The sequence below is a fragment of the Saccharophagus degradans 2-40 genome (assembly GCF_000013665.1).
Taxonomy (GTDB): domain Bacteria; phylum Pseudomonadota; class Gammaproteobacteria; order Pseudomonadales; family Cellvibrionaceae; genus Saccharophagus; species Saccharophagus degradans.
The window spans coordinates 4,402,445-4,421,127 of the sequence record NC_007912.1 but is presented as its reverse complement, the minus strand read 5'-3'; the positions used below and the strand labels follow the sequence as shown (position 1 = coordinate 4,421,127).

Genomic DNA, 18,683 nt, shown 5'->3' with positions numbered 1-18,683 from the left:
AGCAAAGTTATTAAAGGTACGGTTATGAATGAAAATGTGGTTGGAAGCTTTCTGAGGAAAGTCGTGAGGGTGATGCTTATCTTGCTCATCGCCTCGGGTACGATTTTATCGCTCTCAAGTTGCGGCGGCGGAGGTGGCGGAGGTGGCGGCGGTGTCACCACGCCAGAACCGCAACCAGAGCCCCAGCCACAGCCAGAACCTGAGCCGGAACCAGAACCTGAGCCAGAGCCAGAGCCAGAGCCAGAGCCGGAACCAGAGCCTGAACCGGAACCGGAACCAGAACCACAATCTAAGGTGTCTTTATCTGGTACGGTTGCTACTTACCCAACAGAAAGCGCTACGCAAACCAAAGTGGTTCGCAAGCTTTCGGCTCCTTCTGATGCGATCGCCAAAATGAGCAAATCGCAAAAGTTAAGCCGAGCAGGCGACACTCTAACGCGCGATGACATGGTGGCAGCCAGTGCGTTGGTCTCGCTCTTCTTGTTGTCCGATGTGAATTTTGCCAACCCGATTGCAACGGTGCGAACCGATGAGAACGGTGCATACTCAGTAACGGTTGCGGATGTGCGCCCTTATTTAATTGCGCGCGGGCTTGTTACTGCCGAGACTTCTGAAGATGACGTGCTTGCTGCGTTTAGAGCTTTGGGGCGCATAGCAGTACGCGCTTTAATCGTACGCGGTGAAGGTGAATCGCAAACAGCACAGGCAATTCAATCGATTGCCGACCCTAACGATGTTGACGAGGAAACGAATCTTCCTAAGCCTGTAACCGTCGACCCAATTGTTCACCGTGTAGTTAAAACAATTGTTGATCAAATTAAAACGTCAATTCAATCGCTTAATGAATTGGGCTTTTCTGAAGAAACGGTAGCCACGCTAACAGAATCGGTAATTTCAACGGTATCGCAAGAAATTGCGCGTGTTATTGAAGAGGCTGAAGATAGTGTCATCGAAATTCCAGAGGGGCAATCGGTTGCTAGTGTTATTGCCCAGCAGGAAAGCGAAATGCAGGTGCAGGCCTCCGTTGACGAAGTTAGGTCATTAGATGCTTTACTAACTAGTGAAACTGTATCCGACGAGGAACTTATTGAGCTGCAAAATTCGGTAGTAAAAGCTGACGAAGTTGTCGAAGATGAAGAAAGTACTTTAAGCTCTTCATTAGACAGTGAGCAGCAAGGTTTACTTTCTGGCTTGGAAGCGACGCTAAACGAACAAATAGCCGAAGAGTCGCAAGCTAAAATTACCGAAGCCGAAGTAAGCGGTAGCCTGAACGAATTGTTTGACTTAGAAGATGGTGCCGATGCAAGTGCAGCTCTAGCTGCTGCAGAGGCAGAGCGTAATCGTCAGTTAACGCAAACCCTTCAGCGCTTCTTTATTAGTATGGGCTTGGCGGTAATTGTAGAAACAAACGAAGCCAACGACGCAGGTGTGGTTGCAATCAACTTAAATGCGCCGGCTCACATCCCCAATAATTTATTACCCGGTAGCCGCGGTTTTGGTAATCGCAATATCCGTTTATTTAAAATAGGTGAGGGTGATTTAGAGGTAACCAGTAAATACACCGCCGACCCAGACGCAGCCCTTGGCGTACTGGATGATAACGGTGTACCGCAGCCACCACTTTATTATGTGCCTGCCTTTACCGATTTAATTCCACGCTTAATGGGTGGGTTAAGTGAAGAAGAGTTTCAGGCTAACTTAGATAGTGCCTTTGCTAATATTACTAACCCCGATGCAGTACCCAGCGAAGCGGATTTCAACTTGGTTGACCGCGTGCGCCTTTACCATCAATTGTCGCGCCGTTTAGAAGACTCGAGCTTAGTGTCGCAAGCGGTTGTTGCAAAATTGGTAGCGAACAAAGACAGCACTATTAAAGTGAAGCGTTTGGCATCTGTACTTGCCAGCAGCTTTACTTGGGCAACTGAATCTGTGCATTTAACGCCAGAAGGGTTCCCAATATTTAATGATCGCTTAACCCCCTTAGCCGGTGGTGCTGATGTAATAAGCAGCTCAGAGCTTGTGCGAGCACTTAGCTTAACCTTAGGTACTTCTGCTACAGAAACGGCGGCACTATTAACCGAGCGTTTAAGTTTTTACGCACAATTTGCCCCCAACGCTGTGCAGTCTGCTATCCAGCGTGCTGAATTCCAGCAGGGTGTGAATTTTGATTTAGTAAATGTTCTATTAGATGTTTACCCAGAAGTCGCTACCGACTACCGCACCTTAGTATTAGGCAGTGCAACTACACCAGCCGCGCCTGATTACATCAGTGCACGTGACCGTGTAGCGCGAGGGTTAACGTCTTCTGTACCTTCAACGTTGTTTGGTCGCACGCTTACCAGTGAAAGCTCTATTAATATTCGCTCAGCACTGTTCTTAATGGATTTGTTACTAAAAAGTAATTACCTCATTGATAGCGGTAGCGGTTATTTTAGAGAAATTTCCATTACTGATGCAGCAGGCACTGCCCACTCTCGCATGGTGCCTAACTTTAACAATTACAAAGTGATGGTGGCCGGTGAATCTGTCACCGTAGCGTCACTTGTATCTTCTTTATTAAATGTAACAGCAATAAGTAATGGTGAATTTTTCGCAGCAGCACGTGCAGAAGTGTTAGGTTCTATCGATGGCTTGCCCGAGTTGCCCGAGTTTAAAGAACACAATGCAGAAGATTTTGCCGATGACTTAGGATCGCGTAACGATACGGTGGATATTAGCTGTACGGTAGAACGTTTCGACGGTGCCGACCCCTTATCTAGCAATGCGCAACAAAATTTAAACCTGAGCGTGTTCGCGGTTAGCTACAATCATGCAACAGGTGAGTTTTTCAAAGGCGATAAGCTAGATGCAACCATTACCAGTACGCTAGAAAGTGGTAGTGGCCCTGTGCGTCGCACTTACACTATCGAAGGTCTTGCGTCGAAAGATGGCGAAAACTATGGCCGCGATTATGTATTGCGCTTCGGCATTTCCAGCTATCAAACGCAACTTCCTGAATTGTTCTTTTATGTAGATGGCTACGCACCAGACTTTAACTTATGCGATGCCATGTACCCCATGTTTATTGGTCCAGACCAGGCCTTCACTAATGTTCCAGGCCTAGGCATTGTGGCCGATCAAAGTCGTCCTAATGGCGATGGCACAAGTTCAATCGAAGGGATTGATGTTTCTAACTTTACCGTTCCTGGTGCACCTATCTACCTGACCGCAGCGGAAGAAAGTGACGAACAAGGTACCGTTGATTTCACCTTCGAAACCACTGCAAACGGTGTGAGCATTGTAGGCGCTAACGGTGTTGGCTTTGCACCAATGTTTGGTGGTTACAACGCCGGGGAGTTGGAGTTATCTCTTAGTGATTCCTCAGGCTTGAATCCATTGTTCGGTTTGCACTCAGTACTTGGGGCGAATGTGGGTAGCGTAGTAGCAGAAGCCGTAGCTGATAGCTCTATACTCTTATCAGAAATTGCACTCGACCCTACCGTATCATTCGAGCACGATCGCTTGTATTTAATGCGCGATGCCGGTGGCGCATTCTGGGTAATTGAATTGCGCTTTATGGATAGCTTCGACGACCCCAATGGCAACCAACAGCAGTTTATTGATATTGGTTTCGCCATGGTTAACAGCTTGCGCAACTTAGAGGCTCCTGATGCGAAATTTGAAGATGTGCCCGCAGGTAGTGCTGGTGACGGTGGAATGCGTCACTACTTAATGAACTATGGCGATTGGGTAGTATTGCAAAACCCAACCGACTACATGGGCCCAGACTGGTTGCCAGACCAAGTGCTTAGCTTTGACGGCAACGTAGAGCCATATAACGCACTAGCAAGTGCAACCGATGGTGTGTTCATCCGTTACGCAAGTAACCACTTTGGCGATAACATTAGCTCCATTGAAGATTTCGACACAGTGTTTGGTAACCCACCCGATTTCAGCAGCATTCCTGTGCGCATTAATGCAGGTCGCGCTGGTATCACTTTTGTAAAACTAAGCTTTAACAAACAAACCTTGGCATATGTGATGGACCCTGCACCTGAGTTTTCCACCAGTTTTGTGGGTAACTTAAAGCACAACAACATCATCGCCATATTTGATGACATGGCAGCAGAACCCGACTCTCCTGCATTCTTAGCGCGTGTTGTTCGCCATCTGCCTGCCGACGACCCGCATGCTAATTTTGAAATTAGTTTAGATGTAGTGCCATTTGCAGATATCGCTAACGATAGCGGCGAGTTGGACCCACGCAATGTGGTGTGCTTCTTAGATGAAGGCCGTACCTGCCCAGCAGATATGCCGAACCTTGCTATAGCTGCAGCGCCAGATACGGTTGTGGGTAATGTGTTCGACGCCGACTTCGATGGCGTACCTGCACTGTTCGATCCAAACGACAATGATCCAAACGTACCAGGCACCGCACCGTCTACTGGTGGCTCTGCAGGTGGCGGCGGCTTTAACGAAGGCTTGCACGTAACCTCACTGGCGCAAACCGATGGTGAAGGTGGCGTGGATATGTCGTTCCTTGTTGAAACCTTCAACCTCTACCCTGGTGACATTCAAGCGGTATTAATTGATAGCGCAATATTTGGTGCGGATGCAGGCGAGCAACTTACGTTTACCTGTACACCAGCCACCATTAATGACTTTGGCGAGTTCAGCGATTATCAATGTAGTGGTCGCGATGTTGCCGGCGACGTGGTTGTTTCGCTAAAACAACGATCTGGCGATCGCGTTAGCTTCCAGTTGGAAGTACCAACCGCAACAATGGATGTATTGCCGCAGCGTGTAGATTTTGAATACACAGTGCAGTTCCGCGCTCCAGTGGATCTAAACGGCAATGCCTTTATGTGCGGTAGCGAAGCTTGCCCCGCGCGCCCTGATGTAAGCGGTAAAATGGGCGTGTTAGTGCCAAGTTCAGTTAGCGTACTAACCGATATGACCATAGAAATTGGCAGCGAAGAGCCTACAAGCTTTAGCGAACTCACCAGCCTAGATGTAAACCGCGAATTAAAATTCGGCGGAGCCATCATCCCCGGTGCGTTCGAATACGAGCTAGTTGTTTACTGCCCAGCTTCATTGCCTAGTGAAGATTATCGTCCAGAAGAAAACGTGCAATTCTATGCACCTGCACGCGATGAAACTGGCCGTGATGTCCGTCCTAACTTTAACGTACACCTATCGTGGTTAGGTGGTCGCAGCTGTGACTTCACCCTCAATGCACGTTTACAAAACGATGCCGGCGACTTTATCGGTATCAGTAGCTTCACAGTAGAAGATGTAACAACAACCGGCGGCGACGGCGGCGGTTATATCGATAACGAAATTGTTCTGCAGGCGGGTAGCACCGTGTGCTTGGCAAGCAGTGCTGACGGTGGACAAGCATTGCCATCTACAGAAGGTTGTACCGACGAAAACACCCTGTTTACCGTTGGATCTGTAGCGGCTGATGACGCACCGTCGGCGACCCTCAACTTAGGCACCGGCGTGACCGAAGCCTTTGTAGACGGCGGTCGCCACCACCTTACTTCTGGCCAGCTAACCAGTGGCTCGGTAGTAAGCTTTAATGTGGACCTTTCCAACCCAGACGCAGAAATTGTTCCGCCAACCTGCGGTGTAATTTCTACCGATGAGTTTTCACTAAGCTGCGGCGATATGGATGACACGTCAGTAATGACGGACTTCTTTACCGGAAGCGGCGATGGCACCAGCATGGGTGTTTCAGAAAACTTCCCAATGGCGCTAGTAATAGAAGGTCCTGTTAACGACCAAGGTAATATTGATTTGAGCATGCCTGGGTTCTATGTATTGGTAGACCCAGATCAAGGCTCAAAAATCATTGAGCTAAACATCAATAGCTTTGTTAATCACGAAGGCAATGTTGAGTTATGGGCAGACTTTACCCTAACCGCAGGTGGCGATAGCTACCACGGCGAAGGCGAGGCAACTTTAGATATCTCTTCACCTGCCTTTATGTTTATTGCTCACAATAGCGGCCAACCTGTCGATTTCGATGTGCGTTACATTCGCAATGGCACTGTTAAATTAGCGTGGTACTTGCCTCCACCTCGTCAGAGTTTGGCGGGTGATCACGATATTAACGGTGATGGCACAACCGATGTAAGCGCTACGTATCTTGAAGGACTTTGGGTATTTACCTTTAGCGATGCACTAGAAGGTGTAACTCAAATGACCGACATGGGGCACCAAGACCTTACCGCCAATGAAGATGGTACTTATACGGGTACGGTTGAAGAAAGCATGGGCTGGGGTGAATTCACACTTACCTTTAGCGATAAGCAAATGAATATCTTCACTGACTTGCGCGGCAACGGCGAAGGCCACTTGGAATGGTGGGAAGTGCACGGCGGCCCTGGTGGCCCTGGCGACTGTTTCGATTGCCCAGCTGTTGTGGCGGAGTTCTTCTTAGGTGACGGTGGCGCTGCCTCACTATTTTTGGATGATGGCGGCAAGCTAACCCCCGAAATGACAGACATGGGGGCGTTTAATGTAGAAGTAACTGCTAGCGGTTTAATCGTTAGCACTGCTGATACTACTAACGATGTGGGGTTGGGAACGTTTAACGAAACAACCGGCGAATTTGAAACCGGCGCAATGTTTGAGTTCCCCCGTGAAGCCAATCGCGGCTACTACCTAGAGTACACCGACGCCAATGGTGTGCGCTGGATGGTTGACCTGTTCGATAGTGGTTTTGATGTACAGGTACGCGTGCTTGAAGATAATTCGCAAGCCTGTGTGAACCCAGATGGCACACCATGTGGTAGCGGTTGTACCAACCCAGACGGCACCCCATGTGACGGCGGCTGTACCAACCCAGACGGCACCCCATGTGACGGCGGCTGTACCAACCCAGACGGCACCCCATGTGATGGCGGCTGTACCAACCCAGACGGCACCCCATGTGATGGCGGCTGTACCAACCCAGATGGCAGTCCTTGTGACAGCACTGAACCAGCCTGTTTTAACGTAGACGGTTCAGCATGTGGCTCAGAGTCTGACATGGATGTAGATTCCGATGGCATCTCCGACATGGTAGATAACTGCCGCATAGTGCCAAACCAAGATCAAGCAGATGCTGATAGCAACGGTATTGGTGATGCTTGTGACGCAATGGTGCCAAACATGAGCGGCTTCTACATGGTAGAAGTAGCTCATCAAACGGGTAGTGAAGAATACGACTGGGATACCCAGCAGTGTGTAGCCAACGAAGACGAATTGCTATTTATGGAAATCGAAAGCGTAGGCACACAAGTGTTCTTCCATATTGAAAGTGACGACGAAGATGATCACGGTTTGTTTGCCATTATGGATGCAAGCGGTGGCTTAACCTTCATTGGCGATAGTAACTTTAGCGCTACCGGTGTTTACTCAGAAGGCAGTGGCACTTTCAGCTTTAGCTTCACCGAAAACCACGGCCCAGATGATGGCAGCGTAGTGTGTAATGGCGCCGCCGATGTAATGGGCACCTTGCCAGCAGAGGTTGCAGAAAAAACTGTTATCGATAACGGTGTAGCGTGGTTCTGGGGTGATATGTGGGATGAAAACGGTGATGGTCAACCAGACCAAGCCGAGTTCGAATACGGTGCTTTAGCTACTGGTATTGTAGAAACTATCTTCGGCTACGATTTTGATACCGCAAACGATTGGGTAGATATTTCGGCCGAGATGGAAGGCGCCATGTATATCACCGACAACGGTATCGATATGGTTGATGAAGTGAAACTTATCAGCAACTTTGTCGATGTAGATCAAGTAGCCATTCTTGAAAATACTTTTGCCGGCAATGTATCTACCATCGACCCGCAACATGTTGAATTGTTTGAATTAGATATGTTCGGCGTACCCATTTGGGCGGTGCTTGATGACGCTTACGAAGTTGGCCTTTTAGAAACCGATACCTTTAACAGTGGTGCTAAAGCCTACATTGCCGAAATTACCACGCAAGAAGACAGCATGATGTTTGATTGCGATTGGGGCGGCGATGGCTTACCAGAAAGCTTAATGTGCGCAAATGGTGTAACTACCCAGTGGACCGACAATGGCGACGGTACATTCACACCTGTGTTAGCCACAAGCTTGGATGACGTTATTAACACTATGGGCCAATTAGGTACCAGCGTCGAAGTAAGCTTATGGGTTGGTGATGGTTACGATCACCAAGGTGGTTTCCATGTTAAAGCTTACTTAGTATCTGATAATGGTGTGTATGCCGATGCAAATATCTTTGTAATGTTTGAGCGTGTAAACGACAACGGTCAGCGCGCTTTCTTTGCAGAGGTGGCAGCAAATAAAATGACCAAAGGCGGTATTGATACCGTTGGTTATAGCATTTCAGATGGCTTGGCAAAACTATTACATATGGATGGCGATGAGCTACATCCATTTGTATTTGCAGAAGATGAGTTAGGCGATGGCCCAATGGTTCGCTCTGGTTATATGCGCGAAGCCGGTGCCAAAGAAAAAGGCCTGTTATTCAACAGTACTGCGCGCGACGACATCCTTAATGCCTTCGCGCCCTAAGTTGCTGTAGAAAGTGCGACGCAAGTTGGTCGCACGCTCCTACAAGACCCAGCTTATGCTGGGTTTTTTTGGGCTTGAATAAAGGTGGGCATGTGTGTTGGTCGCTGTAGCTCGCCACTCAAACCGGCTAAGCATTCAAAAGCGCGTAAATACTTCCGTGTAGCTTGGTCACGCCATCCTTGGCGTGGCCATTTTGAATGCTCAGCCGATTCTATTGGCTGGTTGGGGTACGTGTATGGAGAGTTTTATTGTGTGTTGTTTTTCCGCTGTAGCTCGCCACTCAAACCGGCTAAGCATTCATAAACGCGTAAATACATCCGTGTAGCTTGGTCACGCCATCCTTGGCGTGGCCATTTTGAATGCTCAGCCGATTCGATTGGCTGGTTGGGGTACGTGTATGGAGAGTTTTATTGTGTGTTGTTTTTTCGCTGTAGCTCGCCACTCAAACCGGCTAAGCATTCAAAAACGCGTAAATACATCCGTGTAGCTTGGTCACGCCATCCTTGGCGTGGCCATTTTGAATGCTCAGCCGGTTCGAATGGCTGATTAATGGTGCGTTGGATTGGTGACTAATTTTATTTGTAGGTATGATCGTCCCCCAAGCTGTCGACGAGGCAAAGCTTTAAAAAGCAAACAATAATGAATGTAGATGTCTTAAGCCACCAATTGCTACGGTGCAACCCATGAAATTTGTTCTCCTAATCTTTAATGTACAAAGCAATACCAATATTGGTCAGCTTATCCGTACCGCTAATGCCTTTGGGGCCGAAGAAATTTGCGTTATTGGCCGCAAAAAGTTCTCTACCTATGGCAATCAAAAAACCGCCTCTACCACTAAATTCCGACACTTTTTTCAAATAGACGAAGCCTTTGAATACTATGGCCAAGCCGGTTACGATTTTGTGGGGGTGGAAATTACCGAGCAGGCTAAATCGATAAATAAAATGCGCTTCGAACGAGACACGCTTTTTATTATGGGTAACGAAGGTGATGGCATTCACGAAAATATACTAAAGCGTTGCCATTATTGCGTGTATATTCCTCAATACGGTACGGGCGCGTCTATTAATGTTAATACCGCCTGTGGCATTATCTTTAATGTGTATACTAAAGATAGAGAAGAGTGCAACGCCATTCAGGGCTTTAAGTTTAAACGCCCAACCCATTAAATTATGTGAGAATTCTACCCATGAAAAATTGCCCCCACTGCGCTAAACAACTTTCTTTTTGGGATGTGTTGCGGGCGGTTAATCCCGCGTCTATTCCATGCGGTGGTTGCCATAAGAATATAACCGTTAACAAAAAGTCAGCATTCACCACTGCTGGTGTAGCTGTATTGGTTTCCATTGCAATCTGTTTGGCCGTCCAGTCTGCGGGCTTGGGTATGCCTATTTTGGTTGCCAGTGTTGTGTTGTTAGGCTTGTTGCTAGAGGTTGGCTATTATTTGTGTTTGGCAAGAGGGGTTATTAAAAGCGATTTGCAGTAAAGCTAAATTTATGTACTGGTATTCATGGCTATTGGTGCCTTGGTTCTAATTGTTGTAACAATATCATGCGAGAAATAGAATGGGTGTTAGTGTAAATATCAAAGAAGAAGCGCTGTACTCAAAAGAGGTAATGTCGTTGTTTTTGACCGTGCCCGATGGGCCGGTTTCTGTCGGGGACGTACTAAAAGAAAAAATAAACCAGACTCTGCTTCAGCAAAATGGGAGGAGGAATGCAAAAGGAGGTTTGCAGGAAAGTACTTTGACGGAGTCCTATCGTGCTCTTAAGCAGTCATTTGAGGCGAACGGGTTTGTAATACTGGTTGATGATGTTCAAATAGAAAGTCTTGATGAGAAAATCGTTTTCTCAAATGGTACTGTTATTACGCTTTTAAAATTGGTGCCTCTTGTTGGCGGTTAGAAAAATACAAAAAAGGATAGTTATAGTGAAAAATAGTGTACTGATTTCCATGGAGGCGCTAATTGCCCATGCTGATGATTTCTTTGCGGGTTGTGAGAGTGAATCTTCAGGGTGTGGCGGCGATTTTTTTATGGCGCTAGGCCGGTTTATGGATAGTGTGGATATTAAAGAGGGTGAACTTGAAAAAGTTGATGCTCTACATAATAAGTTAAAAGCGGTGTTTAAAGAGTATGAGTTTTTATTATTTCTTATCAATGTACGTGTGCGAACTGCGAAAAAAGAAGTATGCCCTAACGTGGCATACGACCAGTGGGCGGCAGATTTATATCAGTGGTTTAACGGGCTGAGCGACGAGCGAAAAGCTATTTGGAACAATGTGTTAGAAATGGCCAATGTGTCGGCCAGTAAACCTTCGCCTGCATGGAAGAAGACAGCTAAGGTTTTAGTGGAAAACGATGATATGTTGGTTCGTGAATTAGAGCTTGTGCTTAATCTGGTGACGAACCCCAAGCGAACTTCGTGCTCGTATTACGCTTGGGATGAGGGATTCGAATATGTTGCAAAGCGTACAGGTTATATATTCCACTCGAGAAATATAGATACTATAAAAGGCTTAGTTTGGTTGGGCGGGTTAATTGAGTCGGAGCGAATGGCCTCCGTTATTAGCAGCGTGGGTGTATCCTGTATTAAAAAAATATCTGGCTATGGGGCGCGCTCAAAAAAAATCACTAACGCTACTGTTCTAATACTGTCCGAAATGAATTTAGACTCAGCGTTAGGGTATATAAATCGAATATACGATGCATGCGAGTATTCGCAAACGAGCTCTTTTATTAAGCGAAAAACAAAAGAGATTCGTGATAATCTATCCGCGTCGGGTTTTGATGACGATGATATTCATGAAATTTCTGTTCCGACTATGGAGTTAAATTCCGACTTCGAAGTGAGGGAGTGGTTCGACGATATTGAAGGCATTATAAAAATAGAAGATGGTAAGCAAGTAACGTTGGTTTGGAATAGTGGCTTAAAAACACATAAAGCAGTACCTGCGGAAATAAAACGTAGTTATGTGGATGAAATAAAATCATTTAAAAAACTACAGAAGGCCATTGAGGGCAGCTTGTCAGGGTGGCGTACGCGGATTGAATCCTATTTTCTTAAAGATCGAGAGTGGAGCTTCCAACAATGGAAGGAGCGTTTTATTGACAATCCTTTGTTGGGTGCCATTGCTAGAGATTTGATATGGGTGTGCTCCCAAGAAAATCAGCAATTCTCCTGCATGTGGAGGGGGGAGGGTTTGGTAGGATGCGATGGTGTTAACGTCGCCGTAAAGAATGAAGTGGCTCGAATGAAGCTTTGGCATCCTGTCCGGGCGACACTATCTGAAAGTGAGGCGTGGCAGACTTTCATTTTTGATTCGGAGGTGCTTCAGCCATTCAAGCAGGCGTTTAGGGAGGTGTATGTTATCACCGACGCCGAAAGGCAAACGAAAGAATACTCTAATCGCTTCGCTGCACATATTATATTTCAGCCAAAATTTGCTGCCTTAGCTAAGCAGCGCGGGTGGAGCTTTAACATGATTGGTGACGGTGGCGAATACCGCATGCACAATAATGCAGAAAAATCTACACCGCTAGTGAGAGCCACCTTCTCTGTGCAGGAGGTAGCCAAAGAGCATCAGACGGCGTCTGGCTACTACGAATATCTAGCTACAGATCAAGTATTTTTTAGTGTCGATGGCAATCGAATTTGCATTGAAGATGTTCCCGAAATTGTGTTTAGCGAATTGATGAGAGACGTGGATCTATTCGTTGGGGTGTGCAGCGTAGCAACGGACCCAGAGTGGAAAGAAAGCGGTATAGAGGGTTATCTGGGTACTTGGGACAGTACCGCATTTGGCGAGCTTACTTCCACTGCCGACACAAGAAAAACCGCCCTACGTCATATTCTTCCTAAGCTCAATATATCGAAAAAGTGTGAACTGATAGAACGCTTTCTAATCGTTAATGGAGACCAGAGACAATATAAAATACATTTGGGAAGCGGCAATATATTGATGAGCCCTAACGATCAATATTTGTGTATTGTCCCTACTCATTTTTCAGCGAGTATGCGAAAAGTTAATAAATTATTTCTTCCGTTTCAGGAGGATTATATGCTATCGATAATTCTAAGTAAGGCGTTTCTTTTGGCCAATGATAGCAAAATAAAAGATGATACGATTCTATCTCAGTTTCAAATCTGAGTAATTATACGGGGGATCTAACCGCATAAGGGTGACTGTCCGGCTATCGATAAGCTGATTTTGGCGGATATAATGTAAATCTGTTTACAGGTAATGCTTCTGGGACAAGTTTTACGTTGATGCGGCATGTAGCACCGGAGGATGGCACTCGTATTTATTCTACGACACCCCAGCAGGATGCGAAAATATATTCAAGTGTTCTATCTTTTAGTAATAGTGTAAATTCTGGAAATAATACGTATAACTTGTATTTCAATAATTGTGTACAAGCCGCAGTTAAGATGATTAATGATGCGGATATAGGTAATGAATTTGGTGTCCCTTATTTTACGACACCAAATTCATGGTATCAAAACCTCAATATGGTAAGGCCACTTATATCGTCCAATATGCAGAGTGTATTATGATTAAGAATAGTTTAATGATTTTTATCTTTTTTGTTGGTCTGGCACTTGGGATACTCGTAGCGAAAATTTATGCGAAGCTTAATTTAAGCTCTGAGGGACAGATGCGCTTCGACTTGCTAAATATCGAAACAGCTCTTGTTTTTTATCGCAATGAATTTGGAGCGTACCCTGAGGGGGCTGTCGGTTTGTCTGTGTTATACAGAAATGGTAAATCAGGCGGAGAACCGTATATTGATCGTGAGATACTAGACCCTTGGGGAAGAAAATATAATTATGGATATATATCTGTAAACGGAGTCGAATTACCCTTTGTATGGAGTTATGGAGATCCTCAGTTTGAATTTGTTTACGGTCGAATTGTTGATAAAGAATACTAATCGAGACAAAATACTAATCGATACTAATCGAGACAGGCACTAGAAATACTAATCGAGACAGGAAATACTAATCGAAATACTAATCGAGACAGGCACTAGTAAACATATATAGGCTAGTTGAAGGCTCCCGCAAAAAACATCGCAAAAAACATCGCAAAAAACATCAAAAAACACAAAAAACATGACACCCACTCGTTGAAGAAACGCAAGCGCACCGGTTCGATCAGTTTAGTTAATTGCTAGTATCTGGAATTTTAAGGTATGGCCAAAGGGCTAAAACGACCCATCCGCCAAAACCCCAAACTCAAGACGAGCGAAACCACTAAAGGTGAAAGTCTTAAAGAATTAAATAAAAGAGCTAGGCAAAAAATCGCTTAGCCTGCCCCACACCAGGAGGTTTTTTATACCCCAATACCTCGGCGGCTAACCGAATGGCACGCTCGGAACCGGCAAACGTCGAAACACGCTGTTCAAATTGTGTAGTGAGTGTTAGCCATTCTGCAGTAGGTATTGCAAGGCGACTTAAAATAGGGGGTAAGCTTGTATTAATGGCGCCGCGTTTATCGGCGCGAATTGCTCGGCCAGTCCAATCTACTAGCTCTAAATAATCGGCCAGTTTAAATGGTAAGCCTTCGGGCATAGGTTGGCGTGGGTTGCCTACAAATGGATATAAACAGGTAGGTTGTTGTTTTTTGTTCTTCGCCTGCGTTACGCGCAGCTTGATCGAGGTATGCTCCGAATCCTCGGGCGTAGCGGCCATCTTGGCTCGTACCGGATTTAAATCTACATACGCCATACACGCTGCCAGTGCTTTTTCATCCAATAGCGCCTGCGAAGTAAAGCGCGATTCCCAAAAGCTCCCCGTGCAGTTATCTTCTGCGTTGGCCATGCGCGCAATCGGCTCGTTAAGTGCCCGCATAAACCAGCTAATATCGTGCAGCTGCGCGCGCCATACTTCTATTCTAGCTTTTACAGCCTCAACTTCGGCTCGAGTGAGTGCTTTGCCTTGCTCGAACTGTTGAGTAAGTAAAGTCCCCTTGTATAGCCGATGCCAGCGTTGGCACACTTCCAAGTCCGATAGTGCACAAGCTTTTTGCTGATTGATATGCAGCACGAGATGTAAATGATTAGACATCACCGCATAGGCGCATACATCAACACAAAATACCTCGGCTAATAAATGAATGCGATCTTCAACCCATTGTCGACGGTGTTCGTAATCTTTGTTGGTTACCATATCAAAGCCACATAAAAAGGCCCTGCGTACACAGCGTGAAGTGCAGTGATAGTATGGTGTGGCATCTAAAGAAACCTGCATTTTCCTTGGTTTGGGCATGTCGACCTCCTGTCTGAATATACAGTTATTTATAGCGTTGCATTAATGGGGTGTCAATGGTTAAAGTGGGTGTCTGGGGTTTGTGAATTTGTATGCGCTATGGGATGGCTTTTTCCTCGGTTTTTCACTTCCATTCCATCTGAAAAAGTACTAGGCTAAACGCAATTTTAGCGAGTATTTTCTTCGCTTTTTTGCAAATCCTACTTAAAGCGCAGAAGGTTGGTGCTACTGCTTTGGTGTAAAGGCAACGCGGCTATAAGTAAAATCAAAAGCATGTATGGGTTACTAATCAATTTAGTTGGTAATAAAATATTTAAGGTGTTGTAGGTATGGTTCGTGGTCTCTCATAACAAAACGCTAAAACACCGTTCCGGCCTGTGGCCTCCACTGGACGCCCAAAGCTCCGCTTCTTTTGTGCATTTGCTTCGCAAATTTTCGCACAAAAGCAGCTCCACTTTGTGCGCCGTTTAGCTCTGCGTTATATTTCCGCGGTTTCTTGGCGCTGAGAAAAATTCGATTCCGATAGCCCAAAGGTAATTATGAGCAAACTACTTAATTTAGGCGACCATTCTGATAGTTCATCGAATTCTGATTTAATAGAATTCAGGAAGCTTAAAAGCAAAATATCTTCAATAAGCAGGATGGAATCTAAACCGTCGAAATGTTTCTATTGCGCAAAAGACACTACTCAGTTTTGCAATTCTCATTCAGTGCCTGCTTCTTTCCTTAGAAATATTTCAGTAGACGGTGAATTGTATACGAACAACGAATTGATAGAGTTGCCATTTATTGATTCTGAGAAAGGAGTAAATAATTCTGGAACATTTCGTATTATTTGTAGAAATTGTGACAGTGCCATATTTAGAGAATACGAAAACAAGGATAATTACATCAATGACCCAACAGATAAAATGATCGCTCAAATAGCAATGAAAAACCACTTGAGGAATATAGATAAGCGGCTATTTGAGGTTTCTTTGTACGATAAAATGAAAGATGGAATACCTGGATTCAATGGAGCTTCTACCGGTAGTTTTATGGAAAAATATATTATTGAAACAAATGAAATAAATAGACTTGATTTAAATGAATATATCAGGAGTTTTAAGCGAGCTAAACGAATCATAGATAAAGGCTATAAAGATGAATACTACCTATTCTACTACGAAAAGCTAGATTACACTGTCCCAATGGCATTTCAAGGTGAGTTGTCTTTACATTTTGATCTTGATGATAACATCATTAATAATGTCTACAATAAATCAAAAAAATACAAGCTACAGTCATTACACGTTTCAGTTTTTCCTTTAGAGTCACAAAGTATAATAATGCTCTTTATTGACAAAAATGATAAAAGATATCGGTCATTTTACAAGCAGTTTCGAAAGTTATCTAAGACTGAGAGGTTAGCTGCCATCAATTTTATAATATTCAGCTTATCTGAAGATGTATATATCAGTAAAAACATTCACGAATCTTACATAAATGATGAAAGTATTAAATCCCTAGCTGGGTTAACATCTATTCAGTTTTCTGACTCTGATGTAGTAAACAGTGAAGTTTTAAAAAAATCATTTTCATTCTCAAATATGAATTCAATACCAAATTATCTAACATATGATAGTTGCAGTTTTGAATAAGTTCTGTGTATCAGAAAATATAACAAATATGTCAAGAAGGACATTTTTTACGCCGCTCGTTTTGTGTTTGATAACACAAAACAATCAACTACAAAAATGCCTCTTACATAGGCGTTAGCAGTACACTAGGAACCAGTTGTGGAGTATCACTTAAATGGCGATGAGCCTGAAGTTATTGGGAAAAAGTGTTCTGGACTTTGCCTGATTCAACATCAGGAAGGTGATTCCATAACCGATCCTGCCAATACTATCTATTTCAAGTTTGATTCTAACTGGTCAAAGCTCTGCTTTGATGGCAGTACTATATTTTGGCGGCGGGAATCTCCGTCTGAACCTGTAAACGACAATATAGGAAGTTGTTTGGTATTGCTGAACCTTAGTGAATTAAATGGAGTAATTGGGTTTCTGTTAGATGGAATCGAATATTTTGGTGGCGACGAGAAAGTCACTGCCAAATTCAAATTCAGTAGTGGGAAAAACTTGGAGTTTGTTCATCATTGTTATGAAGACTTTACTGCAATCAATTGCTAACACCTATATGACCGGACCTGTCAAAGAACAATAACTCACCAAAACCCTTGGTTTAATGCCTAGAGTTAATAAAAAAGCAATTTTGAATGTTTCTACTGACGATAATTTCATGGAAGGCTTAGTGGTAACTGTACCAAACACCTATTGAGAGTCAGTCCAAATTAACGTTCGACGCTTTCATTCGCTGAAGTAATCTGGATGCCTTAGCTTTACTAAGGCGCTACTAGAAATTTATCGGTTACCCTTGGATCTGGCGCTTCAAAGAATCGGGCTTACGGTGTTTTGTATCCAGTTATAGATCACTCAGTCAAGGGGCAGTCACACGTCAAAAAAGCGTAGGGCGGGTAGCGTGTTCTGTCTAATCAAAGCGAGAGAGTTGGCATTTTTTCATCAGGCTAAGAGTAAGCTCGAGCTTAAACGGATAACTTAGCTTAGGATCTTTATGCTCGGCACCCTAGTTATACCTGCTAGCTCAAACACGCTACCCTAAACATTTAACTATTTCGAAAAAAGTAATTCATATCAAAGACATCGTTCCTTTTCATCATAAAATAAATAGCGCGTCCTAATTTGTGAGATAGTATGGACAGCGCTTTACCTTTGCCAAACTTCTTGCTTAATTTAGTAACATATTTCTGAGCTTTATCATTTCCACGTATGAATAAAATAGCCGCTTCAGAAAAGGCCCATTTTAGATGAGCGTTACCTATTTTTGAGCCTGATGTCCCCATTTTTTTGCCAGCCGACTCATTCGCACATTTAACTAAACGGGAGTATGAACAAAAATTTTGAACCGTTGGAAAGCGATCGATCGATAGAATTTCATACATGATTGTTAAATCCAAAATATCGCCAATCCCAGGAACTGTTTTTAATCGGTACAACATTCGGCCATCGTAGTCTTTCGCATGCCTGATAATGTAGTTTTCGAGGTTCCGTATCTGATCGTGAAGGCTGTCCATAACGGCAATATCGGTTTCAACATTAAGTCGTACAGAAGCGTTATCGAAGTGATCTGCTATACCTTCGCGATTACCTTTGTGAACGATGTTTTTGTCGAACGGCTCAAGATTATATTGGTAGTTGGTGATACTAATATGGCTTTGAATCTCACTCTTAATGCGAACCAAATGGCTTCGTCTACGCATGAGGTCGCGAACAGGCCGAAGCTCGGCAGGATAGGCATAGGCGAGAGGGAAATCGCCGCCTCTCATAATGCGTGCGATTTTTTCCGAGTCAACTTTATCGTTTTTGGCCTTTCCGCCGTGAATACACCTCATGTAAAGTGCATGGCCTAAGATAAATTCGATGCCTTCTTTGGCGCACAAATCAGCCAGCCAATACCAAGAAAACATGCACTCAACGCCTACGACAATGTCTTCACGATAGGGGGCTATGAGCTTTAAAAACGCCTTACCATTAGTAGGTATATTCTTATGAATCAGTATGTTAGCATCAGAATCAAGTATGCAGACGTACATCATTTTGGTATGCAAATCTATTCCGCAGTAATGTTTGTGGGAAATGGTATAAAATCTCATATGATGATCTCCTTCTTTAATTAACTTTTGTTGTGGTGATTTAAGTTTAGAAGGTTTCCATTGGTCTCCGGAGGAGGAGGTCATCATAAGTATCAAACAGCTCAAACCGACCTCCACTGCGTTGCTCGTTTTGTGCTTTTCAGCTACGCTGGCACAAAACAATCAAC

Annotated in this window: 10 protein-coding genes; 8 read left to right on the top strand and 2 right to left on the bottom strand. The window is 44.5% G+C overall.

Annotation, left to right across the window (positions count from 1 at the left end):
* Positions 1–24: 24 nt before the first annotated feature.
* From SDE_RS18150 to SDE_RS18125, 6 genes are all read left to right on the top strand, one after another.
* Complete coding sequence (locus SDE_RS18150) at positions 25–8,535, top strand: hypothetical protein (protein ID WP_011469940.1); 8,511 nt, start codon at positions 25–27, stop codon at positions 8,533–8,535.
* 683 nt (positions 8,536–9,218) lie between these two features.
* On the top strand, positions 9,219–9,704 hold the full coding sequence (locus tag SDE_RS18145; RefSeq protein ID WP_011469939.1) for a TrmH family RNA methyltransferase: 486 nt from the start codon (positions 9,219–9,221) through the stop codon (positions 9,702–9,704).
* Positions 9,705–9,724: 20 nt separating this feature from the next.
* The gene (locus tag SDE_RS18140) at positions 9,725–10,021 is read left to right on the top strand and encodes a hypothetical protein (protein ID WP_011469938.1); all 297 of its coding nucleotides are present in this window, start codon (positions 9,725–9,727) and stop codon (positions 10,019–10,021) included.
* 79 nt (positions 10,022–10,100) lie between these two features.
* Positions 10,101–10,439, top strand: coding sequence for a hypothetical protein (locus tag SDE_RS18135; RefSeq protein WP_041324879.1), 339 nt, complete (start codon positions 10,101–10,103; stop codon positions 10,437–10,439).
* A gap of 25 nt (positions 10,440–10,464) precedes the next feature.
* The gene (locus tag SDE_RS21590; RefSeq protein WP_011469937.1) at positions 10,465–12,684 is read left to right on the top strand and encodes a DUF4132 domain-containing protein; all 2,220 of its coding nucleotides are present in this window, start codon (positions 10,465–10,467) and stop codon (positions 12,682–12,684) included.
* Positions 12,685–13,087: 403 nt separating this feature from the next.
* Positions 13,088–13,468 carry a type II secretion system protein GspG gene (locus tag SDE_RS18125; protein WP_158303894.1) on the top strand — a complete coding sequence of 127 codons (381 nt, stop codon included), beginning with the start codon at positions 13,088–13,090 and terminating at the stop codon, positions 13,466–13,468.
* A 358-nt stretch (positions 13,469–13,826) separates the two neighbouring features.
* Here SDE_RS18125 and SDE_RS18120 read toward each other — a convergent pair whose 3' ends face one another.
* Positions 13,827–14,804 carry a transposase gene (locus SDE_RS18120; protein WP_011469935.1) on the bottom strand — a complete coding sequence of 326 codons (978 nt, stop codon included), beginning with the start codon at positions 14,802–14,804 and terminating at the stop codon, positions 13,827–13,829.
* 539 nt (positions 14,805–15,343) lie between these two features.
* On the opposite strand from SDE_RS18120, the gene SDE_RS18115 reads away from it, so the two are divergent.
* Positions 15,344–16,444, top strand: a complete 1,101-nt coding sequence (locus SDE_RS18115; protein WP_011469934.1) for a hypothetical protein — start codon at positions 15,344–15,346, stop codon at positions 16,442–16,444.
* A 138-nt stretch (positions 16,445–16,582) separates the two neighbouring features.
* Complete coding sequence (locus SDE_RS18110; RefSeq protein WP_011469933.1) at positions 16,583–16,975, top strand: hypothetical protein; 393 nt, start codon at positions 16,583–16,585, stop codon at positions 16,973–16,975.
* A 494-nt stretch (positions 16,976–17,469) separates the two neighbouring features.
* Here SDE_RS18110 and SDE_RS18105 read toward each other — a convergent pair whose 3' ends face one another.
* Complete coding sequence (locus SDE_RS18105; RefSeq protein ID WP_041325625.1) at positions 17,470–18,516, bottom strand: IS110 family transposase; 1,047 nt, start codon at positions 18,514–18,516, stop codon at positions 17,470–17,472.
* Positions 18,517–18,683 lie beyond the last annotated feature (167 nt).

Bases quoted from the DNA above. Each gene is read 5' to 3' on its own strand.
- SDE_RS18150 (WP_011469940.1), top strand. From the start codon at position 25: ATGAATGAAAATGTGGTTGGAAGCTTTCTGAGGAAAGTCGTGAGGGTG.
- SDE_RS18145 (WP_011469939.1), top strand. From the start codon at position 9,219: ATGAAATTTGTTCTCCTAATCTTTAATGTACAAAGCAATACCAATATT.
- SDE_RS18140 (WP_011469938.1), top strand. From the start codon at position 9,725: ATGAAAAATTGCCCCCACTGCGCTAAACAACTTTCTTTTTGGGATGTG.
- SDE_RS18135 (WP_041324879.1), top strand. From the start codon at position 10,101: ATGGGTGTTAGTGTAAATATCAAAGAAGAAGCGCTGTACTCAAAAGAG.
- SDE_RS18125 (WP_158303894.1), top strand. From the start codon at position 13,088: ATGATTAAGAATAGTTTAATGATTTTTATCTTTTTTGTTGGTCTGGCA.
- SDE_RS18120 (WP_011469935.1), bottom strand. From the start codon at position 14,804: ATGCCCAAACCAAGGAAAATGCAGGTTTCTTTAGATGCCACACCATAC.
- SDE_RS18115 (WP_011469934.1), top strand. From the start codon at position 15,344: ATGAGCAAACTACTTAATTTAGGCGACCATTCTGATAGTTCATCGAAT.
- SDE_RS18105 (WP_041325625.1), bottom strand. From the start codon at position 18,516: ATGAGATTTTATACCATTTCCCACAAACATTACTGCGGAATAGATTTG.